Source organism: Flavobacterium sp. (genome assembly GCF_036759525.1).
In the GTDB taxonomy this organism is placed as follows: domain Bacteria; phylum Bacteroidota; class Bacteroidia; order Flavobacteriales; family Flavobacteriaceae; genus Flavobacterium.
This window is the reverse complement of sequence record NZ_DAIOUN010000004.1, coordinates 100,066-124,035: the sequence shown is the minus strand read 5'-3', so window position 1 is coordinate 124,035 and position 23,970 is coordinate 100,066. Positions and strand designations below refer to the sequence as shown.

20 protein-coding genes and 1 pseudogene are annotated in these 23,970 nt (G+C 35.1%); 11 read left to right on the top strand and 10 right to left on the bottom strand.

Going from position 1 to position 23,970, the window contains the following annotated elements:
• The 3 genes from V7M80_RS05165 to V7M80_RS05155 all read left to right on the top strand — a co-directional run.
• The coding region (locus tag V7M80_RS05165) for a gliding motility-associated C-terminal domain-containing protein (protein ID WP_333694525.1) at positions 1-2,287 on the top strand (2,287 nt) is incomplete at its 5' end.
• Positions 2,288-2,336: 49 nt separating this feature from the next.
• The gene (locus V7M80_RS05160; RefSeq protein ID WP_333694524.1) at positions 2,337-3,248 is read left to right on the top strand and encodes a PorP/SprF family type IX secretion system membrane protein; all 912 of its coding nucleotides are present in this window, start codon (positions 2,337-2,339) and stop codon (positions 3,246-3,248) included.
• 13 nt (positions 3,249-3,261) lie between these two features.
• Entirely contained in the window at positions 3,262-5,202 is a 1,941-nt protein-coding gene (locus V7M80_RS05155; protein ID WP_333694522.1) for an OmpA family protein, read from the top strand.
• 48 nt (positions 5,203-5,250) lie between these two features.
• Here V7M80_RS05155 and V7M80_RS05150 read toward each other — a convergent pair whose 3' ends face one another.
• The gene (locus tag V7M80_RS05150) at positions 5,251-6,885 is read right to left on the bottom strand and encodes an ABC-F family ATP-binding cassette domain-containing protein (RefSeq protein ID WP_333694520.1); all 1,635 of its coding nucleotides are present in this window, start codon (positions 6,883-6,885) and stop codon (positions 5,251-5,253) included.
• Between the two features lie 243 nt (positions 6,886-7,128).
• On the opposite strand from V7M80_RS05150, the gene V7M80_RS05145 reads away from it, so the two are divergent.
• Entirely contained in the window at positions 7,129-8,352 is a 1,224-nt protein-coding gene (locus V7M80_RS05145) for an MFS transporter (protein WP_333694519.1), read from the top strand.
• Between the two features lie 56 nt (positions 8,353-8,408).
• On the opposite strand, the gene V7M80_RS05140 is transcribed toward V7M80_RS05145, so the two are convergent.
• The 6 genes and pseudogenes from V7M80_RS05140 to V7M80_RS05115 all read right to left on the bottom strand — a co-directional run bounded on the left by V7M80_RS05140 (position 8,409) and on the right by V7M80_RS05115 (position 15,199).
• Complete coding sequence (locus V7M80_RS05140) at positions 8,409-8,627, bottom strand: putative signal transducing protein (RefSeq protein WP_333694517.1); 219 nt, start codon at positions 8,625-8,627, stop codon at positions 8,409-8,411.
• Between the two features lie 128 nt (positions 8,628-8,755).
• Positions 8,756-9,367, bottom strand: a complete 612-nt coding sequence (locus tag V7M80_RS05135; RefSeq protein ID WP_333694516.1) for a DEAD/DEAH box helicase — start codon at positions 9,365-9,367, stop codon at positions 8,756-8,758.
• 93 nt (positions 9,368-9,460) lie between these two features.
• A complete protein-coding gene (locus V7M80_RS05130; protein WP_333694514.1) occupies positions 9,461-10,624 on the bottom strand; it encodes a sigma-54-dependent transcriptional regulator in 1,164 nt (387 codons plus the stop codon).
• An 868-nt stretch (positions 10,625-11,492) separates the two neighbouring features.
• Positions 11,493-12,953 (bottom strand): annotated as a pseudogene (locus V7M80_RS05125) (potassium/proton antiporter); the annotation flags it as partial.
• Between the two features lie 12 nt (positions 12,954-12,965).
• Positions 12,966-14,273, bottom strand: a complete 1,308-nt coding sequence (locus tag V7M80_RS05120) for an ABC transporter permease (protein ID WP_333694512.1) — start codon at positions 14,271-14,273, stop codon at positions 12,966-12,968.
• On the bottom strand, positions 14,273-15,199 hold the full coding sequence (locus V7M80_RS05115; RefSeq protein ID WP_333694510.1) for an ABC transporter ATP-binding protein: 927 nt from the start codon (positions 15,197-15,199) through the stop codon (positions 14,273-14,275). The genes V7M80_RS05120 and V7M80_RS05115 overlap by 1 nt, the downstream gene beginning before the upstream one ends.
• Positions 15,200-15,688: 489 nt before the next feature.
• Here V7M80_RS05115 and V7M80_RS05110 point away from each other — a divergent pair, with 489 nt between their 5' ends.
• Together V7M80_RS05110 and V7M80_RS05105 are read left to right on the top strand one after the other, a co-directional pair.
• Entirely contained in the window at positions 15,689-16,345 is a 657-nt protein-coding gene (locus V7M80_RS05110; protein ID WP_333694509.1) for a hypothetical protein, read from the top strand.
• A gap of 11 nt (positions 16,346-16,356) precedes the next feature.
• A complete protein-coding gene (locus tag V7M80_RS05105; protein ID WP_333694508.1) occupies positions 16,357-16,647 on the top strand; it encodes a hypothetical protein in 291 nt (96 codons plus the stop codon).
• A gap of 250 nt (positions 16,648-16,897) precedes the next feature.
• Here V7M80_RS05105 and dnaJ read toward each other — a convergent pair whose 3' ends face one another.
• Both dnaJ and V7M80_RS05095 read right to left on the bottom strand, forming a co-directional pair.
• The gene (gene dnaJ / locus V7M80_RS05100; protein WP_333694506.1) at positions 16,898-18,019 is read right to left on the bottom strand and encodes a molecular chaperone DnaJ; all 1,122 of its coding nucleotides are present in this window, start codon (positions 18,017-18,019) and stop codon (positions 16,898-16,900) included.
• A 49-nt stretch (positions 18,020-18,068) separates the two neighbouring features.
• A complete protein-coding gene (locus tag V7M80_RS05095; protein WP_442902340.1) occupies positions 18,069-18,653 on the bottom strand; it encodes a nucleotide exchange factor GrpE in 585 nt (194 codons plus the stop codon).
• 142 nt (positions 18,654-18,795) lie between these two features.
• Between V7M80_RS05095 and V7M80_RS05090 the strand changes: the two genes are divergently transcribed.
• Positions 18,796-19,458: a YceI family protein gene (locus tag V7M80_RS05090; protein ID WP_333694502.1), complete on the top strand. Its 663-nt coding sequence runs from the start codon at positions 18,796-18,798 to the stop codon at positions 19,456-19,458.
• 33 nt (positions 19,459-19,491) lie between these two features.
• Here the strand turns inward: V7M80_RS05090 and V7M80_RS05085 are convergent, their stop codons facing one another.
• Positions 19,492-20,394 (bottom strand): TIGR01777 family oxidoreductase, encoded by a 903-nt coding sequence (locus V7M80_RS05085; RefSeq protein ID WP_333694500.1) that lies wholly within the window; start codon positions 20,392-20,394, stop codon positions 19,492-19,494.
• Positions 20,395-20,551: 157 nt separating this feature from the next.
• Between V7M80_RS05085 and thrS the strand changes: the two genes are divergently transcribed.
• The 4 genes from thrS (at position 20,552) to rplT (ending at position 23,825) form a co-directional block, all read left to right on the top strand.
• Positions 20,552-22,498, top strand: coding sequence for a threonine--tRNA ligase (gene thrS, locus V7M80_RS05080; RefSeq protein ID WP_333694499.1), 1,947 nt, complete (start codon positions 20,552-20,554; stop codon positions 22,496-22,498).
• 24 nt (positions 22,499-22,522) lie between these two features.
• Positions 22,523-23,071, top strand: coding sequence for a translation initiation factor IF-3 (gene infC / locus V7M80_RS05075; protein ID WP_333694625.1), 549 nt, complete (start codon positions 22,523-22,525; stop codon positions 23,069-23,071).
• Positions 23,072-23,160: 89 nt separating this feature from the next.
• Entirely contained in the window at positions 23,161-23,358 is a 198-nt protein-coding gene (rpmI, locus tag V7M80_RS05070) for a 50S ribosomal protein L35 (protein WP_081709383.1), read from the top strand.
• A 122-nt stretch (positions 23,359-23,480) separates the two neighbouring features.
• On the top strand, positions 23,481-23,825 hold the full coding sequence (gene rplT / locus V7M80_RS05065) for a 50S ribosomal protein L20 (protein ID WP_333694496.1): 345 nt from the start codon (positions 23,481-23,483) through the stop codon (positions 23,823-23,825).
• Positions 23,826-23,970 lie beyond the last annotated feature (145 nt).

Genomic DNA, 23,970 nt, shown 5'->3' with positions numbered 1-23,970 from the left:
TAATACGGCACAAACATCAGCTACTTTCTCAATTCAAGATACTACAGCTCCGGTAGCTCCAGCTGCTCCTGAATCATTAACAATAGAATGTGCAACAGAAGTTCCTTCAGCTATTAGTTTGACAGCTATTGACAACTGTTCAGGTGAAATTACAGTAACACCTATTGAGAGTATAGTTGCAGGTAACTGTGAAAATAGTTTTACCATTACGAGAACTTGGACTTTTACAGACAGTTGTAACAATACGTCAAGTGTTTCTCAAACTATAACGGTACAAGATGTTACAAATCCGGTATTCTCGAGTGCATTACCTCAAAACATTGTTGTTGAGTGTGATAACGTTCCAGCTGCCGTAACCTTAACTGCTGTAGACAATTGTGGTGAAGTAAACATATCATTTAATGAAACTTCAGAAGAAGGATCATGTCCGGGACGTTATACAATAACCAGAACTTGGACTGCATCAGATTTGTGCAATAATACCATCAGTCATACTCAAGTAATCACAGTTCAAGACAGTACAAATCCGGTTTTCAATGAAGAATTACCGGCAGACGTAATTGTTGAATGTCATCAAGTACCTGTTGCTGTAACATTAACAGCTTCTGATAATTGTGGTGAAGCAACTGTAAGTTTTACTGAAACAATTGCTCCAGGATTTTGTCCGGGTGCTTTCACAGTAACCAGAACCTGGACTGCAACAGATGCTTGTAATAATGTGTCTTCTCATACTCAAATCATATCCGTACAAGATACGACAGCACCTTCATTTGCTGAAGAATTACCTCTGGATATTACTGTTGAGTGTACAAACATTCCTTTGGCACCAGCAATTACTGCGGTAGACAACTGTGATGTAGTTTCTGTTAATTTTTCAGAGGTTATTTTACCCGGTAATTGTGAAAACAATTATGTGATACGTAGAACTTGGACAAGCACTGATTCTTGTAAAAACATGAACAGTCACATTCAAAACATAACGGTTCAAGACACTATTGCTCCATCATTCAATGAAACATTACCAACCAATGTAACAGTTGCTTGTAATGAAATTCCAAACGCAGTAACATTAACTGCGACAGACACATGTAGTGAAGCTGTAGTAACTTTCAACGAAACGACACAAGCAGGTGAATGTAGTAATTCATATACTTTAGTTAGAACATGGACAGCTACCGATAATTGTGGAAACTTTGTAAGTCATACGCAATTAGTAGAAGTAAATGATACCATTGCTCCAGTATTTACAAGTGTACTTCCACAAAACTTAACTGTAGAATGCAGTGAAGTTCCTGAAGCAGAAACTGTTACTGCAACAGATTCTTGTGGTGAAGTAACTATTAACTTTACTGAAAACATTGAAAATGGTTCATGTGCTGGTGAGTATACTATAACAAGAACTTGGATAGCCGTTGACGCTTGTGGCAATCAAGTAACACATACACAAGTTGTAACTGTTGAAGACAATTCTGCTCCAACGGCATCACAATACCAAACATTAGTAAATGTTACTTGTGAAAATGTTCCAGCAGTACCACAAATTGTATTTACAGACTCATGTACAACAGATGTTACTGTGACCTTTAGTGAAGAAGAAACCAATCAGTCAACTAATGGTTATACACTAATTAGAACTTGGATTGTTTCTGATGATTGTGGAAATGCCGAAACATTTACACAAACTGTGAATGTGACTATTGACAACTCAATTCTTCCGTTAACTTTCTATGCAGAATGTAATAATGAAGATGTAGAAACAAGATATGTTAACTTAAATACATTGGCCGGAAATCCAACTGGAGGTTCATGGGTAGATGTTAATGGAACAGGAAGCTTAAATGACGGTGTATTTAACCCGTATTTAATTCCGGTTGGAGTATACAAATTTAGATATGAAATCACAGGGGTTGATTGTCCAAGAACAATTGAAGTAGATGTAACCGTTGATGATGATTGTCCTGTACTTCCATGTTCAGTAGTAAATATCTATAATGCAATGTCTCCAAATGGAGATGGCTTGAATGACATTTTCTTAATTGAAAATATTGAAAACTCTGAGTGTTATTTAAACAACACAGTAGAAATCTATAACCGTTGGGGCGTGTTAGTGTATGATGCTAAGAACTATGACAACAGTTCTGTAGTATTCCGAGGTGTTTCGGAAGGAAGAGCAACCGTAAATAAATCTGCGGAACTTCCAACAGGAACCTACTTTTATATCATTCAATATACAACTACAGATGGTTCAGTTGTAAATAAATCAGGATATTTGTACCTAACAAGATAAAATTAACTCCTGGGGATGAAAATCCCCGGGTTTCTAAAAAAGAAACTAAATGAGAACAAAATTTTTATTTTTCGCTTTAATGTTAACAGGTTGTGTTGCTTTGGCTCAGCAAGATGCTCAGTACACACAGTACATGTATAACACGATAAATGTCAATCCTGCTTACGCCGGATCGAGAGGAGTTATGAGTATATTCGGACTTCATAGAACCCAATGGGTTGGTTTGGATGGTGCACCGGTTACCAATGCGGCATCTATTAACACACCCATAAATAATAGTAATCTAGGATTAGGTGTTTCCTTTGTAAATGACAAAATCGGACCAACTACAGAAAATGCTATTTCTGCCGATTTATCTTATACCGTTCAAATGTCTGAAAATTACAAGCTTTCATTTGGTATCAAAGGAACAGCAAACTTATTTAATCTAGATGTAAACAAATTAAACCCTGCCGATGCCGGTGACCCTCAATTTCAGAACTTGAGAAATAATTTCACCCCCAATTTTGGTGCAGGGATTTACTTACACTCAGATAAAACGTATGTTGGATTATCTGTACCCAACTTTTTTGAAACTACAAGATACGATGATAATTCTGTAGCTGTTAACTCTGAAAGAATGAATTTTTATCTTATAGCTGGGCATGTATTTGATTTAACTTACAACCTTAAATTTAAACCTGCACTTTTAACCAAAGCCATAGAAGGTGCTCCCTTACAAGTAGATGTGTCTGCAAACTTTTTATATGATGAAAAGTTTATGTTGGGTGCAGCTTGGAGATGGGATGCTGCTGTGAGTGCTTTAGCAGGGTTTCAGGTTACCGAAGGTTTATTCATTGGATATGGATATGATATGGAAACCACACGTTTAAGACGTTTCAATTCAGGATCTCATGAAGTTTTTGTAAGATTTGAATTATTTACCAAGCATAATAAAATTGTTTCACCTAGATTCTTCTAATAAAGCAACAGTCATGAAAATAAAATATATATATATCGCCTTGTTTAGCTGTATTGCTCTAAACGGATATGCTCAAAAAGCTGGAGAACGAAAAGCCGATAAAAACTACGATAAGTTTGCTTACATAGATGCTATTAAAACTTATGAACGAATAGCTGAAAAAGGATATAAAAATCCTGATATGTTGCAAAAAATTGGCAATGCCTATTATTTTAATGCCGATTTAGTAAATGCAGAAAAATGGTATAGTGAATTGTTTGCTATGACAGATCAAGTAGATGCCGAATATTATTTCAGATATGCTCAATCGCTGAAAGCAGTTGGGAACTATACCAAAGCAGATGAAATGATGGTCAAATTCAACAAAATGACAGAAGCCGACACTCGAGGTGTTCTAGCCGTAAACAATAAAGATTACAGAGATGTCATTAAAAAGAATTCCGGAAGATATAAACTTGAAGATGCTGGCATAAATACAGAATATTCAGATTACGGAACTGCCTTTTATATGGACAAAGTGGTTTTTGCTTCTGCTAGAGATACCGGAAATTTCTCTAAAAGAAAACATACGTGGACAGACCAATATTTCTCTAACTTTTACAGTTCTACTTTGAGTTCAGAAGGAGCTTTAACCGGGGCAGATAAATTTGCTAAAAATCTAAATACCAGATTCCATGAATCTACCCCTGCCTTTACCAGAGATGGAAAAACCGTATATTTTACAAGAAACAACTTTAACAATGGTAAAAAAGGTAAAGATGCCAATAAAGTTACGTTATTAAAAATTTACAAAGCAACCTTGGTAAATGAACAATGGACTGATATTACAGAATTACCCTTTAATAGTGATTCCTATCAAGTAGCTCATCCTGCCTTAAGTGCTGATGAAAAAACACTTTATTTTGCTTCAGACATGCCCGGAACAAAAGGTCTTTCTGATATTTTTAAAGTTGAAATTAAAGAAGATGGTTCTTTTGGAGCTCCAGTAAACGTAGAAGGAATTAACACCGAAGGAAGAGAAACTTTCCCTTTCATTACCTCGGATAATGAAATCTACTTTGCCTCAGACGGTCACCCCGGATTGGGTGGTTTGGATATCTTTATTTCCAAACTTGAAAAAGATGGCACTTACAAACAAGTTTTAAATGTAGGCGAACCGGCCAATACACCTCACGATGATTTTGCTTTGATTATTAATAAGTCAAACAAAAGAGGATTTTTATCATCAAATAGACCTGGAGGTGCCGGAAGTGATGATATCTATAAATTTTTAGAAACTAAAGAGATTCAATTTAAGTGTGAACAAGTATTGGTGGGTGTTGTTACAGATGCCGAAACCGGTGCGGTTTTGGCAAATACCAAACTAACTTTATTTGATGATAAATTTACCAAATTGAAAGAAATAACTTCTGGTGAAGACGGTAGATATGATTTTGGCGAAGTTGAATGTGAGAAAAAATATTATGTTAGAGCTGAAAAAGAAAAGTACACTACCAAAGAAAGTGCTGTTATCATAGGTAAAGAAAGCGGTAAAACCGAATTACCAATCGAACTGGAAAGTGCTATCAAGAAAATTCCGGTTGGAGGTGATTTAGCTGACGTATTTGGAATTAACCTTATTTACTTTGATTTAGACAAATGGAACATTAGACCTGATGCAGCTATTGATATTGCCAAGATTTTGGATGTCTTAAATGAATATCCAACAATGAAAATTGATATCAGATCGCATACAGATAGCAGACAAACACATCGATACAATGAAATTTTGTCTGATAAACGTGCAAAATCTACACGTGACTGGTTAATCAAAAAAGGAATTGCACCGGAACGTTTAACTGCAAAAGGGTATGGCGAAACGCAATTGGTAAACAAATGTGCTGATGGTGTAGAATGTACTGAAGCCGAACACCAATTAAACCGAAGAAGTCAATTTATAATTACTGCACTTTAGTATATAAACAAAAAAAACATCCCTTTTAGGGATGTTTTTTTTTTAATTCTATTTTTCGATTTCTCGGAGACTTTCCATCTTTTTTAAGGCTAAAAATCCTTTGATGTCTTCAAAATGTTCTTTAACTCGTTTGTTACCAAACTCAAAAACTTTGGTTGCCAATCCATCTAAGAAATCACGATCGTGAGAAACCAAAATTAATGTACCGTCAAAATCTCTCAATGCCTCCTTGATAATATCTTTCGTTTTCATATCTAAGTGGTTCGAAGGTTCATCCAAAATCAATAAATTAACCGGCTCCAATAACAACTTAATCATAGCCAATCGCGTTTTTTCGCCACCGGAAAGTACTTTTACTTTTTTGGTAATATCATCGCCTTGGAACATGAAAGCTCCTAAAATATTTTTGATTTGCGTACGAATTTCACCCACAGCAATGGTATCTATAGTTTCAAAAATAGTCATATTCTCATCTAACAACGAGGCTTGGTTTTGAGCAAAATACCCAATTTGTGCATTATGACCAATTTCAACACTTCCGCCATTGATTTCAATTTCTTTCATAATGGCTTTAATCATAGTTGATTTTCCTTCGCCATTTTTACCCACAAAAGCAACCTTCTGCCCTCTTTCAATGACAATATTGGCATCTTTAAAAATGACTTTATCGCCATAACTTTTATGTAAATCTTTCACAACAACCGGATATTGTCCGGAACGGACCGAAGGTGGAAATTTTAAACGCAAGGCCGAATTGTCAATTTCGTCAATTTCAACCGGAACCAATTTTTCCAACATTTTTACACGAGATTGTACCTGTAAAGTTTTGGAATACGTTCCTTTGAATCGCTCAATGAATTCCATGTTTTCTGCAATCATTTTTTGTTGTTCATCATAAGCTTTTTGCTGATGAATGCGTCGGTCTTTTCGCAATTCCAGGTAATGAGAATATTTGGCTTTGTAATCGTAAATACGACCCATCGTAACTTCAATAGTTCTATTGGTAATATTATCTACAAAAGCTCTATCGTGCGAAATCACAATTACCGCCTTAGCCGAATTTATCAAAAACTCCTCCAACCATTGAATACTTTCAATATCCATGTGGTTGGTGGGCTCATCCAATAAAATCAAATCCGGCTTTTTCAATAATATTTTTGCCAACTCAATTCGCATACGCCATCCACCCGAAAATTCAGATGTAGGTCGTGTAAAATCATCTCTGTCAAAACCCAAACCTTTTAGCACTTTTTCAACTTCTGCTTCATAATTTACCTCTTCAATAGAATAATATTTCTCACTCAATTCTGAAACCCGCTCAATCAACTTCATGTAATCATCACTCTCATAATCTGTTCGAATAGTCAATTGCTCATTAATAGCATCCATTTCGGCTTTCATATCAAACACCTCAGCAAAAGCTTTTGAAGCTTCTTCCATTACGGTTGCATCATCTTGGGTTAATAAATGCTGAGGCAAATAGGCAATCACAGCTTCTTTGGGTGCCGATATATTTCCGGTTGAAGGTTTGCTTACTCCTGCAATTATTTTTAATAGCGTCGATTTTCCGGCTCCGTTTTTACCCATTAAGGCAATTTTATCATTTTCATTGATGGCAAAAGAAACATCGCTGAACAAAGTAGTTCCGCCAAAGTGAACAGAGATATCGTTTACTGTAATCATTTTAGATGGTTGGATTTTTGGATTATTCGATATAAAGAATATTCAATTTTTAAAGGTGCAAAGATAATCGAATTGTGGAATCCTTAAGTTTGAAAATGATAATTCATTTGTCAATTAATTTACAATTTGACAAAATGACATTACAATTCCTGAAAAATATACATTTCATAAGCCAATCCCTTCAAAATAAGAACTAAACCTTATTTTTTAATTAATTTTGCAATCTGAATTATCCAATCTAATATGCCATTACTTGATTACAGCTTTCTTGGAAAAATTATCCCAAAACAAAAGCACAAAAAAACCTATCGCAAAGCCAAACAGTCGTATTTGAATAGAATTCGTTTGGCGATGAGTTTGTTTTATTTTGGTATGGGATTTTGTTTTGCCTCATGGGCGAGCAGAATTCCGGATATTAAAGCTACATTACAACTCAGTGAAGGCGAACTGGGAACACTTCTATTTGCACTTCCCATTGGTCAACTTACCGCTATGCCTTTTTCCGGAAAAGTAGTTACGCGTTTCGGAAGTCGAAAAGTACTTTTATTCGCCTTGCCACTTTATGCGTTTAGTTTAACCAACATTGGTTTGGTAACTCAAACTTGGCAATTGGCCTTAGCCTTATTTATTTTTGGCGTTTGTGGTAATTTTTGCAATATCTCAATCAATACCCAAGGGGTATATACCGAACAAATATTCAAAAAACCTATTATGGGTTCCTTTCATGGTTCTTGGAGTTTGGCCGGTTTTTGTGGTGCTTTGGTTGGTTTAGGTATGATGGCACTTGAACTTACACCTCATCAACATTTTTTACTTATTTTTCTATTGGTAGGAGTATTAATTCTGGTTAATTATCGGCAATTGGTTAAAGTAAAATCGGTAGCTAAGGAAATCTCGGGACCCAAGTTTAGGTTTCAAATACCGGATAAAAATCTAATCTGGTTGGGTGTGATTGGTTTTTGTTGTATGGCAAGTGAAGGGATCATGTTTGATTGGAGTGGAATTTACTTTAAAGATATTGTTAAAGCACCTGGTGCATTGGTTATATTGGGTTATACTTCTTTTATGATTACCATGGCATTAGGAAGATTTTTAAGTGATATTTTGGTTCGAAAATTTGGAGCCCGAAATATATTGATTGTTAGCGGAATTACCATCTCAACCGGATTGTATATGGCCGTTGCGTTTCCCTTTTTGATTCCTTGTATGTTGGCGTTTATGCTGGTAGGTTTTGGTGTTTCCAATGTAATTCCAATCATTTACAGTACAACCGGAAGAAGCACAAACATCCCAACAGGAGAAGCTTTAACGATTGTTACCGGTATAAGCTTTATTGGATTTTTACTCGGGCCACCGGTTATCGGACATATTGCAGAACTAACCAGTTTGCGATATTCATTTGGATTTATTGGAGTATTTGGGGTGTTTATTTCGGTTTTAGCTTATTACTTGAAGGTATTTAGGTAAAATTTTTATTTTTTAGACCTGACAAGTTTTCAAAACCTGTCAGGTCTAAAGTACTACTAAATACTCATCCTAAATTGCTCTATCACCGGAGCTACTTTGGCATAATAACGCTCATCAACAAACAATTCAACCGCCAAATCCAAGTTGCCAAAACCACCCAATCGTGCCGATTGGATATTGTCTTTCTGAAGTACTTCTACTCCAACTTCTTCTATTTTTTCTCTCAAAGCGGAAGCCAAAATTTCACTTCCGGAGAACACTTTCATCATACCCATTTTTAATAGTAATTAGTGATTAGTAATTAGTCCTTGTAACAATTAAAAAAAATGATTTACAATTCCTTAGTTATTATTGCTGTGAAAAGACAACTGAAAAAAGTCAACTAACAACAGACAACTGGCAACTATTCCGCTTCGAAGAAAACCGGCTCAATCATAATTTTATCGGCCAATACCTCTACTCGTTCCGTGATGGTAGAACAAAAGAAAATACGTTGCGTTTTTTCAACACTTAAGGAGAGTCGCAAAATAATGGCATCCATTCGGTTTCGAAATAAAACATCGGAATCATCTACCACAAACATTTTAATAGTATTCATATTGAATCCGGCAGAAGAAAACATATCATTAATTTTAGTTGGTGTACCAATCAACACATCCATTCCCAGTGAAATTTGGTTTTTATCGTAATCAATATCACCTTTTTCATGAACGCCAATCACTCGTAAATGGGTATAATTTCCAAACTTTTGAAAAAGTTCAACCATTTCGATTACTTTTTCTTTGGTTTCCACAATTACCAAAGCCCGAGTGCTTTCGCCAACCGGTTTTTCCAGTCGCTGAATCACATTTAAAGCAATAGTTGTTGATTTTCCACTTCCGTTTGGTGATTGAATTACTGCATCTGCTCCACTCTTCAAGGTAGAAAAAGTTTCTTGTTGCATTTCATTCGCTTCCGTCAAACCACATTCAACAAGGGCTAGTTGAAGTTTTGGGTTTATTTTTTTTAGTTGCATATTTATTATCTAAAAAATTGAAAAATCTAAAAAATCTAAAATGTTATCATCAATGATTTAGATTTTTTAGATTTTTTTATCTTTTTGGTTTCATCACTTACTCGCAAAAAGCTTGACATCATTCTCCGAAATTTCATTTCCACCCAGAATAATTAAGCGTTCTACCACGTTGCGAAGTTCGCGAATATTTCCGGTCCAATCGTATTCTTGTAATAATTTAATTGCATTAGCTGAAAATTTCTTGGCTACATTGCCTTGTTCTTCGGCAATTTTGCTTGAAAAATGTTCAATCAATAGCGGAATATCATCTCGCCTATCATTCAAAGCCGGTACTTTTATCAAAATCACCGCCAAACGATGGTACAAATCTTCTCGAAAACGCCCTTCGGCAATTTCTTTTTTCAAATCTTTATTGGTGGCTGCAATCACCCGAACATTGACTTTGATGTCCTTATCCGCTCCAACTCGTTGAACCAAATTTTCTTGTAAAGCACGCAATACTTTCGCTTGAGCAGCCAAACTCATATCGCCAATTTCATCCAAAAAAATAGTTCCGCCATCAGCCGCCTCAAATTTTCCGGCTCGGTCCTTTACAGCTGATGTAAAGGCTCCTTTCACATGACCAAACAATTCACTTTCAATTAATTCTGATGGAATGGCGGCACAATTCACTTCAATAATCGGAAAAGCCGAACGTTCACTTTTTTCATGTAATTGATGGGCAACTAACTCTTTTCCGGTACCGTTTGGTCCGGTAATAAGAACACGTGCTTCTGTAGGAGCTACTTTTTCAATCATTTCTTTGATATGGTTAATCGGTTCCGACTGACCAATCATTTCATAATTTTTGCTAACTTTCTTTTTAAGAATTTTATTTTCAACCACCAGTTGTTTTCGGTCTAACGCATTGCGAACCGTGTTTAACAATCGATTCAAATCGGGTGGTTTTGAAATGTAATCAAAGGCTCCCAATCGCATCGTATTGACAGCCGTTTCCAAATCGCCATGACCGGAAATCATGACCATCGGAATTTCGGGTTTTATTTTTTTCACGGCTTCAAGCACCTCTACCCCATCCATTTTGGGCATTTTGATGTCACAAAGTACCAAATCGTAATCTTCGTTTTTAATTTTTTCTACTCCGGAAAGTCCATCTTCGGCTTCCTCCACCTGATAGGTATCGCTTTCCTCCGAAAGAATTTTGGTTAACACTCTACGAATAGGAGCTTCATCTTCAATAATCAAAATTTTTGGCATATTTATAATACTAATATTAATTTAAAATAGTTTTTTCTTTGTAAGGTAAGACAATCATAGGAAACTTACCTTCGTATATGAATTCGTTAGAAAAATAACTTCTAAACATTTTATCTGAAACATTACGAGCCCCTTTTTGAATAACTAAAATCTTAGTAAATTGAGCATTTTTAGACTCTATTGTTTCTTTTAAAGTTTCTTTATCTTCCAAAACTTTACATACTATTTCCAGTTTCTTATTTTCCGGAAAATGAATTTTTTCTAATTCATCCTGATTAAATATCCAATCTTCCGAGTTATTTGATATTGTAAAAACTACAATTTTCTTTAAATTTTCAAAAAATGGAATTACAGTATTCAATGCATCAAAATTAAATTCTTGAGCTTTGAGTATTCCAACATAAAACTCTTCAATTTTTAAATCCGATTGTATTTGAGGAAAGGCAAACAAAGTAGCATTAATGTGATCTGTAATTTGAGTAGCTATACTCCCAATTAAGTGTTTTTTAAAATAACCGGTACCTTTTAAACCAACAAAAATGAAATCTTCATATGATGGATTCTTAAGTTTAGCATACATCTTTGGAATTCGTTCTTCTGAAACAAAAAAATCAACTTCTATTGGACTAAATTCAATTTTGGCTAACTCTTTCAATTTAATTAGAGCCTCTGTCTTAGCATTTCGAACTGCCAATAAACGTTCGGAATTATCTATAATTTTGGGTAAAAAATTATAAGTTTGATGAGCCAAACAGAATTCGACTTTATGATTTTGGGCCATTTGCAAAGCATTTTTAATTAGTAACTGACTATGCTCTGTAGTTTCCAAGAATAAAATAAATCGTTTAGGCAACTCTACTTTATTACTTTTTAATCGCTCTGCAATTATATCTATACTTTCTTTTTTATCAGAAAGAACAATTAATTTATCACCTGACTCTAAAATTGTGGAACCGCTTGGTGTTATATACTTTTCGTTTCGTTTTATCATCGTTACTAAAGCATTTTTTGGAAAACCAAGATTAACTATTTTCTTCCCTACACCGTAATCAGACTTAACAATGTTTATCTCACCAATATGCGACTTGGGATTTTCGTCAAAAAAGATTTCCAAGGGTCCTTTTAATTTAACTTTCTCAGGTAAAGAAACATGAAGCCAGTTTGCAATTACTGACAGGGTTGTCCCTTGAATAAGAATAGAGGTTAATGTAATAAAAAATACGATATTGAAAATCATATCTGCCTTTTCAATTCCGGCAAGTAAAGGATAAGTGGCAAACACAATAGGTACCGCACCTCTCAAACCTACCCAAGATATATATAGCTTTTTTCTGTTTTTGATTTTAAATGGTATCAAACTTAAAAACACACTGATAGGTCTTGCTACCAAAATCATAAAAGCAGAAATTAACAAGCCAATTCCAATTACCGGAACAATATGTGACGGAAAAACCAATAAACCTAAAGTCAGGAATAATACTATTTGCATTAACCAAGCCAATCCATCAAACATTTTCAAAATGGTTCTTTTGTGAATAATGTCTTGATTTCCCAAATAAACAGCACATAAATAAATAGCTAAAAAACCGTTTCCACCTACAAAATCAGTAGCAGAAAAAGTGATAAACATTAAAGCAATTACCAAAACGGGATACAATCCTTCAAAGTCTAATTTGATTTGGTTAATGATGTATTTACTCAACTTTCCAAAAAGTAAACCGGCACCTGCACCAATAATCATTTGTTGTAAAAACAACGGAACAACTGACCAAACATTTTGATCTTGCTCCTGATTAACCACCAACCCTAAAAGTGCAATTGTTAAAACATAAGCCATAGGATCATTACTACCACTTTCCAACTCGAGTGTAGGTCGTAAATTTGATTTTAATGCTAAACTTTTAGATCGTAGTATAGAAAATACAGCTGCGGCATCAGTAGATGAAACAATTGAACCCAACAACAAAGATTCATAAATTGTGAAATCGGTTATGTAGTAAACAAAAATACCTACAGATATTGCCGTGATAAAAACACCAAATGTGGACAAAGCAATTCCTTGCCATAAAATGGGTTTGATTGAACCCCAACTTGTATCTAAACCTCCGGAAAACAAAATAAAATTAAGTGAAACTATTCCAATAAATTGTGCCAATTTCGGATCATCAAATAGAATTCCGCCCGGACCTTCAGAACCGGCAAGCATACCAATAGCTAAGAACAATACTAATGTGGGAACGCCAAATTTATAAGATGTTTTACCTGCTATTATACTTATTAAAAGTAATAAGGAGCCAATTAGTAATATGTTCTCTATACTTAAACTCATTTAATCACACATTTAATACTTCATCCACTTATACAATTCTTTCCAAGTGGGTTTTTTACCATACATTAGAATTCCAACTCTGTAAATTTTAGCTGCCAGCCATACCACTCCAAAAAATGTAGCATACAATAGAATTAAAGAAAGAATCAATTGCCAAATAGGTACACCAAAAGGTATTCGCATTAGCATTACTATGGGTGAGGTTAATGGAAAAATGGAAAAAACCGTGGCAATTGTTCCATGAGGATCGTTTAAAACGGTAAAAAATCCGATATAAACACCTAAAATTAAGGGTAAAATAATAGGTAATAAAAACTGTTGCGAATCGGTTTCATTATCCACAGCCGAACCAATAGCTGCGTAGAACGAACTGTATAAAAAGTATCCGCCTACAAAATACAACACAAATGAGAAAAGCAGCGTAAACAAAGGCAAACTTAAAAATTCATTCAAATACAATGGCAATTTTTCTGCAAAACCCGAATTTTGAGCAGCTTCCATCGCTTCTGGAGAAGCTGCCGCCGAAGCTCCCATTTCGAGTCCCAAAACATAAGTTACAATAAAGAACAACACGATACCCAAAACAGCCCAAATGAAAAACTGTAGAATACCGGCCAGTGAATTTCCAATAATTTTACCCAACATCAATTGAAAGGGTTTGACCGATGAAATGATGATTTCTATGATTCGATTTGTCTTTTCTTCAATGACACTTCGCATCACAAAATTGCCGTAAATTACAATGAACATCATTATCAAATACCCAAAAGCTCCTCCCAAAAACAATTTGATTTCATTTAAACCTTTTACGGTGTTTTCTCCGGTTGACTTTTTCAAAATAATAGAAACATCGGCTTGAGCCTGATTTAACTGAAGAGTATCTAAACCAATTTTTTCATAATTTGATTGGGTAATTTTTTGCGAAATCACATCTTCCAAATCCATGATAAAGTCCATAGACGGACTTTCATTTGAAATAAATTGAACTTTGGAAACCAAATCCGGGAGACTATCTACTTGAGGGATGTACAAAACCCCTTCGTAGCTTTCCAAAATTAAACTATCTTTAATTTGATTCAAATTTAAAGTGGTCAAATCATGGTAAGTAAACGATTCGTCATTGGTAAATTCTTTAAGAAACAATCCCGTTTCATCATGAATCCCAATACGTTTGACATCGGCTTTAATAGAAGCCAAAAAAGCCACAAAAACGGCAATGCCTACAAACAATAGGGGACTCAAAAACGTCATTACAATAAAAGATTTGTTACGAACTTTTGCAATGAACTCTCTTTTAATGATTAGGCTTAAAACACTCATTATTTTTCGTTTACAGTTTGAATAAAAATCTCGTTTGCAGTTGGAATTTTCTCGACAAAATGAGTTACAATCCCATGTGAAGTTAGCAATTGAAGTAAATCATTAGACGATTGATTCCCCAATTCAATTTCCAATTTCAATTCGTGGTTCAACGATTTAAAAAAGGCCGGTTTTACCGAGTTATAGTTTTGTGACAATTGAGCCAATAAGCTTTCGGTGTTAGAAGTTGCCACACCTACCTCAAATGTATGCGTTTTAAATTGCCGTTTGATATCTGTGAGTTTTCCCTCGAGCATTTTATTCGATTTATGAATCAAAGCAATATCATCGCACAACTCCTCCACACTTTCCATGCGATGTGTAGAAAAGATAATCGTGGCTCCATTTTTCTTTAATTCCAAAATTTCATCTTTAATAAGTGCGGCATTTACGGGGTCAAAACCCGAAAAAGGTTCGTCAAAAATTAACAATTTGGGTTGGTGCAAAACCGTAACCACAAACTGTACTTTTTGAGCCATTCCTTTAGAAAGTTCCTGAATTTTCTTGTCCCACCATCCTTCAATTCCAAAACGTTCAAACCAATGCATCAACTGCTTTTTGGCTTCAACCTTAGACAGTCCTTTCAATTGAGCCAGGTACAAACACTGCTCGCCTACCTTCATCGATTTATACAAACCGCGTTCTTCGGGCAAGTAACCAATATGCTGAATGTGATGCGGTTGCAATTTTTCGCCATCCAAAAACACTTCGCCACTATCCGGCATAGTTATTTGATTAATAATTCGAATTAGCGATGTTTTTCCGGCTCCATTGGGTCCCAAAAGACCATAAATACTTCCCTTCGGGACAGATAAAGACACGTTGTTTAAAGCGGTATAATCGCCATATTGTTTAACAACATTTTTAACTTCTAAAATGTGGCTCATAAACTTGTTTTGTGTTTGGGTAAATATAAGAAATAACCGCAAAATATCGCGTAAAGAATCATCAAGATATGGGTTTTTTTGTGGGCGTGCCCCCGTTGCAAGCAGTAGAAGTGCAAAATAAAACGATTGGAGAGCAACGGGGTCGGGCTTTTCGCTGCAAGTCCTCATTTCGCCTCCACAAGCTCCGGCTACATTCCGGGCTTTCCGCTGCAATCCCTCACGCAAAGAAATTATAGGTAAAAAAGAAGTGTACTATTTCAGGAAAAAGGCGAGCCTTAAATTGATATATAATAATAAAAATTTCCCGACTTTGTCATTTCAACGCAGGAGAAATCACATAACACTACGCAAATTCGTTAACAACTTTATGTGATTTCTCCCTCTGGTCGAAATGACACGGTGAACATATTTTTTCGAAATCGCATACTCAACTAAAACAACAAAAACTTATTTCAATCGTTGTAAATTAAAAATTGCTCAAAAATCTTTATGAGAATATTATTTTTTCTTTTAATCCCTTTAATATCTTTTTCTCAAAATGAAAGTATTGAGAAAATGAAAAAACTTCCTAAAGTAGAATTTGAAAAAACTTTTAACGATAGTATTAAAAAATTACAATCGTTAGAATTGTGGAACTTTATTAAAAACGCTAAAGAAAGTAATGTAGATTTAAATGATTTTAATTCAACTTTTACCAAAAGATTTGAAACGGCAAAATGGCCAATTGAAATGCATTTTCTTTTAGAAATCCTTATTGAACAAAAAACTGAACAAGAAATTATTGAAAAGACTTTAAACAAAAAAAAAGAAATTTGGAACAATGGAGAATGGGCTGAAAAATTCTGGAAAATCATTCGAGAAAATCAATTTACAATCAATGAAAGTAATCATTACACCATCAATGAAAAAGGTAAAAAAAAGTATAACTTAAAGCTTTTTATTGAAGAAAAAATAATACAAAATGAAATCGGTAAAAACCCACTTTTACAAGTTAATAATTCCTTAACTAAATATTCAGAAAACACACTTTTGGAAACATTGGAAAAATTAGAAATCAAAGACATTCAAATTATTCCAAAGCAAAAAAGCGTTCCACTTTTTGGAAAAAAAGGAGCTGATGGAGTAATTCAAGTATTCACAAGGTAAAATTCCAAAACATGAACAAAAAACTTTTTTCTCTATTTTTCCTTTATTCAATTTTTATTAGCTGTAAAAATTACTACAATGAAACGATGGATTGGGCAGATAATTTGGTAGTGGAAACGGATATAGAAACGGTAAGAAAGTCACAACCTGAATTTGTTGATATTGATTGGCAAAATCCTATTATTATTGATGGTCAAGAATATTACGAAATTGAAATCAAAAACAATCAAGATATCCTCAACATGCAAAACTTTTTAGTTTTTGAAAACAAAAAATATAAAAGGAGAGAAACAAAGAAATAATCTGATTCGCATTGATTTCGCCCCACTCGTGTCATTACAACGCAGGAGAAATCACATAACACTACGCAAATTCGTTAACAACTTTATGTGATTTCTCCCTCTGGTCGAAATGACACAACGAACAAACTTTACTAGAACCAATCTTCAAAAAAAAACCCACCCTTATGGTGACACAAGGATGGGAAAAATTGCTATGAAAAAGAATCTACTAGTTTCCTAGTAAAGTTCAAATGTAAAAATATTTTTCAAATTACGAAAACATATCTTTAACTTTTTCAAAAAAAGATTTATCCGACTTTTCAGGATGCGGAATAAAATTCTCATCCGTGAGCATTTTCTCAAAAAACTGACGCTGTTCGCGATTTAAGGTCTTGGGAGTCCACACATTAATATGCACCAATAAATCGCCATTACCATACGAATTCAAACTCGGAATTCCTTTTCCTTTCAATCTCAAAATTTTACCGGATTGGATTCCTTCTTCCAGTTTAATCCGAACCTTCCCGCCCACAGTATCAATTTCTTTGGAAACACCCAAAGCCGCTTCTGCTACACTGATATACAAATCGTAATGGAGATTTTCACCCTCGCGTTTTAAAAATTCGTGTTCAACTTCTTCAATGGCTACAATCAAATCGCCGGGTATACCATTCCCTGGGGCATCGTTTCCTTTTCCGGAAACTTTCAATTGCATGTCATTAACTACTCCCGCAGGAATTTTGATAGAAACCGTTTCATCTTCCAAAATCATACCTTGAGCATCTGCTCCGGCAGGTTTTGAACTTAGAGTCTGTCCGCTTCCTCCACACACATGACACGTAGTAGCCGTTTGCATGCGACCCAAAATGGTATTGGTTACGCGTAATACTTGTCCCGAACCGTTACAAGTTGAACACGTACTATAAGAAACACCCGGAGCTTGAACTTTGCGTTTTACTTTCACTTTTTTCTCAACTCCATGAGCAATTTCTTCCAAAGTGAGTTTTACTTTGATTCGCAAATTACTGCCTTTCATTCTGCGTTGGCCACCGCCAAATCCGCCGCCACCAAATCCACTAAAACCGCCGCCAAAAGCACTACCAAATATGTCTCCAAACTGACTGAAAATATCATCCATGTTCATACCGCCACCGCCAAAACCGCCATTACCATCAAAAGCGGCATGACCGTATTGATCATATCGGGCTTTTTTATCGGGATCACTCAAAATTTCATAGGCCTCGGCCGCTTTTTTAAAGTTTTCTTCCGCTTCTTTATTTCCCGGATTTTTATCCGGATGAAATTCAATCGCTTTTTTGCGATAGGCTTTCTTTATTTCTTCTGCCGAAGCATTTTTTGAAATGCCTAATATTTCGTAATAATCTTTTTTCATCGTTTCAATTTCGATAGATTCTATTTTTTCAAAGGGAGACCCTCAATTCTTATTGTCCAATTACAACCTTAGGGAAACGTATGATTTTTTCGCCCAATTTGTATCCTTTTTCTACTACGTCAACAATTTTACCTTTCAAATCCTCAGTCGGAGCCGGAATTTGGGTAATTGCTTCAGCAAAATCGGCATTAAAATCATCACCTGCCTTAATATCAACTTGTTCTAATCCTTTGGAAACCAAAGTGGATTTTAATTTTTCATGAATCAATTCCACCCCTTTTAACAATTGTTGCTCTTCTGTGGTATCGTTTTTAGATATCTGAACCAATGCACGGTCAAAATCATCCAAAACCGGCAACATAGCTTGTAAAACCTCTTGATTGGCTGTTTTAAATAAATCGATTCGCTCTTTGGCCGTTCGTTTTTTGAAGTTTTCAAACTCGGCAAAAAGACGTAAAAATTTATCTTTTTCTTTGGCTAAATCTTCGGCCAAACGTTCTTCGGCTGTCAATTCAACTCCTGTTTCCTCTACACTTTCCGGACTTTGAACGTCATTTATTTCATTCGCAACGATTTCCTTTTCTACATTATCAGTATTCTCTTGATTCATAGTATTAAAAAATTTTTTAAACATTTGAGGTGTCATTTTGGGATTGCAAAAGTACTGCCAAATGTTGAATAATGTCAAATTGTCAGCAAAAAAATTAATATTTCTTTAAGAGGTTGAGGCAAGTTGATTTTCTATTTTTGTTTAAAACTTAAAATCTTAAAAAATTATGAAAAAAATTGTAATGAGTTCTTTGCTGGTAACAGCTCTTTTTCTAACTGTATCTTGTAAAAACGAAACCAAAGAAACTACAGAACCGGCAGAAGCTGCAGCAGCATCAGAAACAGGTTCTGCATACAAAGTTGACACCCAAAATTCTGTAATCGAATGGGTAGGTTCTAAACCGGCAGGTAAACACAACGGTACACTTTCTTTGTCTTCTGGAGAGATTTCTTTAAACAACGGTAAAGTAGAAAGTGGAAAATTTACCATAGATATGAATACAATTACGGTGTTGGATCTTGCAGCCGGAGATGGTAAAGAAGATTTGGAGGGCCATTTGAAAGGTTTAGGTAAAGAGGAAGATGCTGATCATTTTTTCAACACCAAAAAATTTCCGGAAGGAACTTTTGAAATCACTTCTGTAGTTACCGAAAACGGAAGTACTACCGTAAACGGAAACCTAACGTTAAAAGGAATTACCAAACCGGTATCTTTTAAAGCTACGTTACTTGTTGATGGAGACCAATTAACTTTAACCAGTGATTCGTTTACAATCAACAGAACAGAGTGGGGTGTAAATTATGCTTCAAAATCAATTTTTGACAATCTGAAAGACAAATTTGTAAACGACGATATTGAATTAAAAGTTAGTGTAACCGCTACAAAATAAGAATGAAAAACTCCCGATAACGGGAGTTTTTTTTTATACCAAACTATCTGCGGCTTTATTTAAATCGCGATAACGAAACTTAAAACCCTCGTTTTCAATTTTAGCCGAACTCACATGTTGACTCGAAAATAAAAGTTGGTGCATTTCACCCAAAACAAGAGCCATAACCCAACGGGGAACACGTGGTAATACCAAAGGTTTTTTTAAGGCACTAGCAAAAACTTTGGTAAATTCGGTTTGTGTTACGGGATTGGGAGCTACCGCATTGTAAACTCCGGATAAATGATTTTGAATAGCAAATAAAATTAATGCCGTTAAGTCTTGAATGTGAATCCAAGATTGAATTTGTTTTCCGGAACCCAGAGGAGCTCCAACACCCATTTTTATGGGTTTTAAAATTTCGGGAAGAGCTCCACCATTAGGAGAAAGAACCAAACCAATTCTTAAAAAACAAACTTGAATTCCCAAAACTTTAAAAACAGAAACATGGTCTTCCCATTTTTGTACTACGTTACTCAAAAAAGTATCATCAAAATTTTTAGAATCTTCTGTATAAATCTCAGTTAAGCTATCTTTATAAATTCCGATAGCCGAAGCGGAAACAATCTGCTTTACTTGATGTGGGGTGTTTTTCAAAGTCTTAAACAACAACTGAGAGGTTAAAGTTCTACTCTCAATAATTTCTTGCTTGTAACTATGGGTCCATCTTTTTGAAACCGTAGCACCTGCAAGATGAATTATTGCTGTTACTCCGTCTAAACAAGTATCGTCTATATACCCTTGTGAAGGATTCCAATAAAAACCCTTGTAGTGGGTCTTATCGTCCAATTTAGATTTTGACGTAGTAAGGTAATGTACGGTTATGCCTTCTTGCAACAACAATGCTACCAACTCCTTTCCTACTAATCCGGTGGCTCCGGTAATCAAAACTTTCATGCTTATTTTTTTTTTACAAAGGTAAAGTAGGTTTTACAAAAATTAAAGTTAATTAGGAATAGTTTAAGTCTTGTTTGCATTACCAAAAATTCAAGGTAGTAATAGTTTGTAAGTGATTTTGTAATCCTATATATTTGCATTCCGTAAATGTAAAAGAATGATAAAGATAACGCTCCCCGATGGATCCGTAAAGGAAATGGCTGTTGGAACTACTCCTATGGATGTAGCCAAAAGTATTAGTGAAGGATTGGCAAGAAATGTAATTTCGGCCGCCTACAATACAACTATTGTAGAAACCGAAACCCCTTTGACCACAGATGGAACATTGGTACTCTTTACTTGGAACGACAAAGAAGGCAAAAAGGCCTTTTGGCACTCCACATCTCACGTAATGGCTCAGGCATTGGAAGAAATGTATCCGGGAATCAAACTTACATTAGGTCCTGCAATTGACAATGGTTTTTACTATGATGTTGATTTTGGAGATCAGAAAATTGTGGACGCCGATTTCAAAAAAATAGAAGACCGTGTCTTGGAAATTGCCCGTGAAAAACACGAATTCAAAATGCGTTCGGTATCAAAAGCTGAAGCCTTAGAGGTTTACAAAAACAACGAATACAAAACCGAACTGATATCCAATCTAGAAGACGGAACTATTACTTTTTGTGATCATTCCAACTTTTTCGACTTGTGCAGAGGGGGTCATATTCCTCACACCGGTTTGATAAAAGCAATGAAAATCATGAGTGTAGCCGGAGCATATTGGAGAGGAGATGAAAAAAACAAACAACTCACTCGGGTGTACGGCATTTCATTTCCAAAACAAAAAGACTTAACGGAGTACCTCGAACTTTTAGAGGAAGCAAAAAGAAGAGACCACAGAAAACTGGGTAAAGAATTGGAACTTTTTGCCTTTTCTCAACGCGTAGGTCAAGGTCTTCCTTTGTGGCTGCCTAAAGGAGCTGCTTTGAGAGACCGATTGGAACAATTCTTAAAAAAAGCTCAGAAAAAAGCCGGTTACGAACAAGTAGTTACGCCACATATCGGTCAAAAAGAATTGTATGTAACATCGGGACATTATGCCAAATACGGTGCCGATAGCTTTCAACCTATTCATACACCTGCAGAAGGAGAAGAGTTTTTATTAAAACCAATGAACTGTCCACACCATTGCGAAATTTACAATACTCGCCCTTGGAGTTACAAAGATTTACCAAAACGCTATGCCGAATTCGGAACTGTATACCGCTATGAACAAAGTGGTGAATTGCATGGTTTAACCAGAGTACGTGGATTTACGCAAGATGATGCCCACATTTTTTGTACCCCAGATCAATTGGATAGTGAGTTTAAGAAAGTAATAGATTTGGTTTTGTATGTTTTCGGATCGTTAGGTTTTGAGAATTTTACAGCTCAAATTTCGTTGAGAGACCCTGAAAACAGAGACAAATATATAGGTTCTGATGAAAATTGGGAAAAAGCAGAAAATGCTATTATAAATGCAGCTAAAGACAAAGGTTTGAATACAGTTGTAGAGTATGGTGAAGCGGCTTTTTATGGACCAAAATTAGATTTTATGGTTAAGGACGCTCTGGGAAGACAATGGCAATTGGGAACAATTCAAGTGGATTACAATTTACCGGAACGATTTGATTTAAATTACAAAGGTGCCGATAACGAATTACACCGTCCGGTTATGATTCACAGAGCCCCTTTTGGTTCAATGGAACGATTTATTGCAATTCTACTGGAACATACAGCAGGAAATTTCCCACTTTGGCTCATGCCGGAACAAGCTATTATACTGTCTTTGAGTGAGAAATATGAAAATTATGCACAAAAAGTTTTAACTTTGCTAGAAAATCACGAAATTCGCGGCCTGATTGACAACCGCAATGAAACAATTGGGAAGAAAATCAGAGATGCTGAAGTGAAAAAAATTCCGTATATGATTATTGTTGGAGAAGAAGAAGAGAAAAACAATACTATTTCTATTCGAAAACAAGGTCAGGAAGGCAAAGGAAACAGCACAATATCAATAACTGAATTTGCAAATCTTGTAAATGAAGAAATTGCCAAAACATTAAAAACATTTGACGTTTAACTTTAAAAATTTAGAGCCATAGCAATTAGAAACAACAAGGGTTATCAACCCAGAGTAGAAAAAAAAGCAGCACATCGAATTAACAATTTAATTCGTGTACCGGAAGTTCGTCTTGTAGGTGAAAACATCGAGCCTGGAGTATACAAAATCACAGAAGCTTTACGTTTAGCTGAAGAATTGGAGGTAGATTTAGTTGAAATTTCTCCCAATGCCGAGCCACCGGTGTGTAAGTTAATGGATTACGGTAAATTTGTTTACGAGCAAAAGAAGCGTGATAAATTGCTGAAAGCCAAATCCACTCAAATTGTGGTAAAAGAAATACGTTTCGGACCGCAAACAGACGAGCATGACTATGAATTTAAAAAGAAAAATGCCGAAAAGTTCTTGAAAGAAGGAGCCAAATTAAAAGCATTTGTTTTCTTTAAAGGACGTTCTATCATCTACAAAGAGCAAGGTCAAATTTTATTGTTACGTCTCGCTCAAGATTTGGAAGAACTAGGAAAAGTTGAAGCTTTACCGGTTTTAGAAGGTAAACGTATGATTATGTACATTGCTCCTAAAAAGAAAAAATAAATCATTACTCAGGTTCATCATACTCGATATTGAAACCCTGAAGTTAAAGAAAAGTAAGTAAGTTAAATCATAAATAAATTTGGGAAATTATGCCTAAAATGAAAACAAAATCCAGTGCTAAAAAACGATTCAAAGTTACAGGTTCTGGAAAAATCAAGAGAAAACACGCTTTCAAAAGCCACATCTTGACTAAAAAGTCAAAGAAACGTAAATTAGCGTTAACTCACTCTGCGTTAGTTCACTCAACTGACATGAAGAGTGTAAAAGAACAATTAAGAATTATCTAAGAAGTAGTTTAACTACAACTTAAATTCTTTAGGTTAAAAAACAATTTAATAACCTTGGAGTATGGCTCATAAAGTTCCTTTGATTTAATTCAGGACGCCTACTACAAAAAATCAAGAAAATTATGCCAAGATCAGTAAATTCTGTTGCTAAAAGAGCACGAAGAAAAAAAGTATTAAAGCAAGCCAAAGGTTTCTTTGGAAGACGTAAAAACGTTTGGACGGTTGCCAAAAATGCGGTTGAAAAAGCCATGTTGTATGCCTACCGTGACAGAAAACAAAACAAAAGAAACTTCCGTTCTCTATGGATTATGCGTATTAACGCAGGTGCAAGATTGGAAGGAATGAGTTATTCACAATTTATAGGTAAAGTTAAAGCTAACGGAATTGAATTAAACCGTAAAGTTTTGGCCGATTTAGCTATGAATCATCCGGAAGCTTTCAAAGCTATCGTGAATAAAGTAAAATAAACGTTTTTAACAACCCGATTTCAACTTACTTATCAAATCCCGACCTAATCGTCGGGATTTTTTTTAAGTTTTAAAAAAAACTTAAAAAAAACAAAACTAAACTTTAAAAGGTTATTTTCGTAAGTCAAACAAATACATACAAACT

What these genes read in the sequence shown, in the direction of transcription:
- V7M80_RS05160 (WP_333694524.1), top strand. Translation starts at nt 2,337, where the DNA reads ATGAGAACAAAATTTTTATTTTTCGCTTTAATGTTAACAGGTTGTGTT.
- V7M80_RS05155 (WP_333694522.1), top strand. Translation starts at nt 3,262, where the DNA reads ATGAAAATAAAATATATATATATCGCCTTGTTTAGCTGTATTGCTCTA.
- V7M80_RS05150 (WP_333694520.1), bottom strand. Translation starts at nt 6,885, where the DNA reads ATGATTACAGTAAACGATATCTCTGTTCACTTTGGCGGAACTACTTTG.
- V7M80_RS05145 (WP_333694519.1), top strand. Translation starts at nt 7,129, where the DNA reads ATGCCATTACTTGATTACAGCTTTCTTGGAAAAATTATCCCAAAACAA.
- V7M80_RS05140 (WP_333694517.1), bottom strand. Translation starts at nt 8,627, where the DNA reads ATGGGTATGATGAAAGTGTTCTCCGGAAGTGAAATTTTGGCTTCCGCT.
- V7M80_RS05135 (WP_333694516.1), bottom strand. Translation starts at nt 9,367, where the DNA reads ATGCAACTAAAAAAAATAAACCCAAAACTTCAACTAGCCCTTGTTGAA.
- V7M80_RS05130 (WP_333694514.1), bottom strand. Translation starts at nt 10,624, where the DNA reads ATGCCAAAAATTTTGATTATTGAAGATGAAGCTCCTATTCGTAGAGTG.
- V7M80_RS05120 (WP_333694512.1), bottom strand. Translation starts at nt 14,273, where the DNA reads ATGAGTGTTTTAAGCCTAATCATTAAAAGAGAGTTCATTGCAAAAGTT.
- V7M80_RS05115 (WP_333694510.1), bottom strand. Translation starts at nt 15,199, where the DNA reads ATGAGCCACATTTTAGAAGTTAAAAATGTTGTTAAACAATATGGCGAT.
- V7M80_RS05110 (WP_333694509.1), top strand. Translation starts at nt 15,689, where the DNA reads ATGAGAATATTATTTTTTCTTTTAATCCCTTTAATATCTTTTTCTCAA.
- V7M80_RS05105 (WP_333694508.1), top strand. Translation starts at nt 16,357, where the DNA reads ATGAACAAAAAACTTTTTTCTCTATTTTTCCTTTATTCAATTTTTATT.
- dnaJ (WP_333694506.1), bottom strand. Translation starts at nt 18,019, where the DNA reads ATGAAAAAAGATTATTACGAAATATTAGGCATTTCAAAAAATGCTTCG.
- V7M80_RS05095 (WP_442902340.1), bottom strand. Translation starts at nt 18,653, where the DNA reads ATGTTTAAAAAATTTTTTAATACTATGAATCAAGAGAATACTGATAAT.
- V7M80_RS05090 (WP_333694502.1), top strand. Translation starts at nt 18,796, where the DNA reads ATGAAAAAAATTGTAATGAGTTCTTTGCTGGTAACAGCTCTTTTTCTA.
- V7M80_RS05085 (WP_333694500.1), bottom strand. Translation starts at nt 20,394, where the DNA reads ATGAAAGTTTTGATTACCGGAGCCACCGGATTAGTAGGAAAGGAGTTG.
- thrS (WP_333694499.1), top strand. Translation starts at nt 20,552, where the DNA reads ATGATAAAGATAACGCTCCCCGATGGATCCGTAAAGGAAATGGCTGTT.
- rpmI (WP_081709383.1), top strand. Translation starts at nt 23,161, where the DNA reads ATGCCTAAAATGAAAACAAAATCCAGTGCTAAAAAACGATTCAAAGTT.
- rplT (WP_333694496.1), top strand. Translation starts at nt 23,481, where the DNA reads ATGCCAAGATCAGTAAATTCTGTTGCTAAAAGAGCACGAAGAAAAAAA.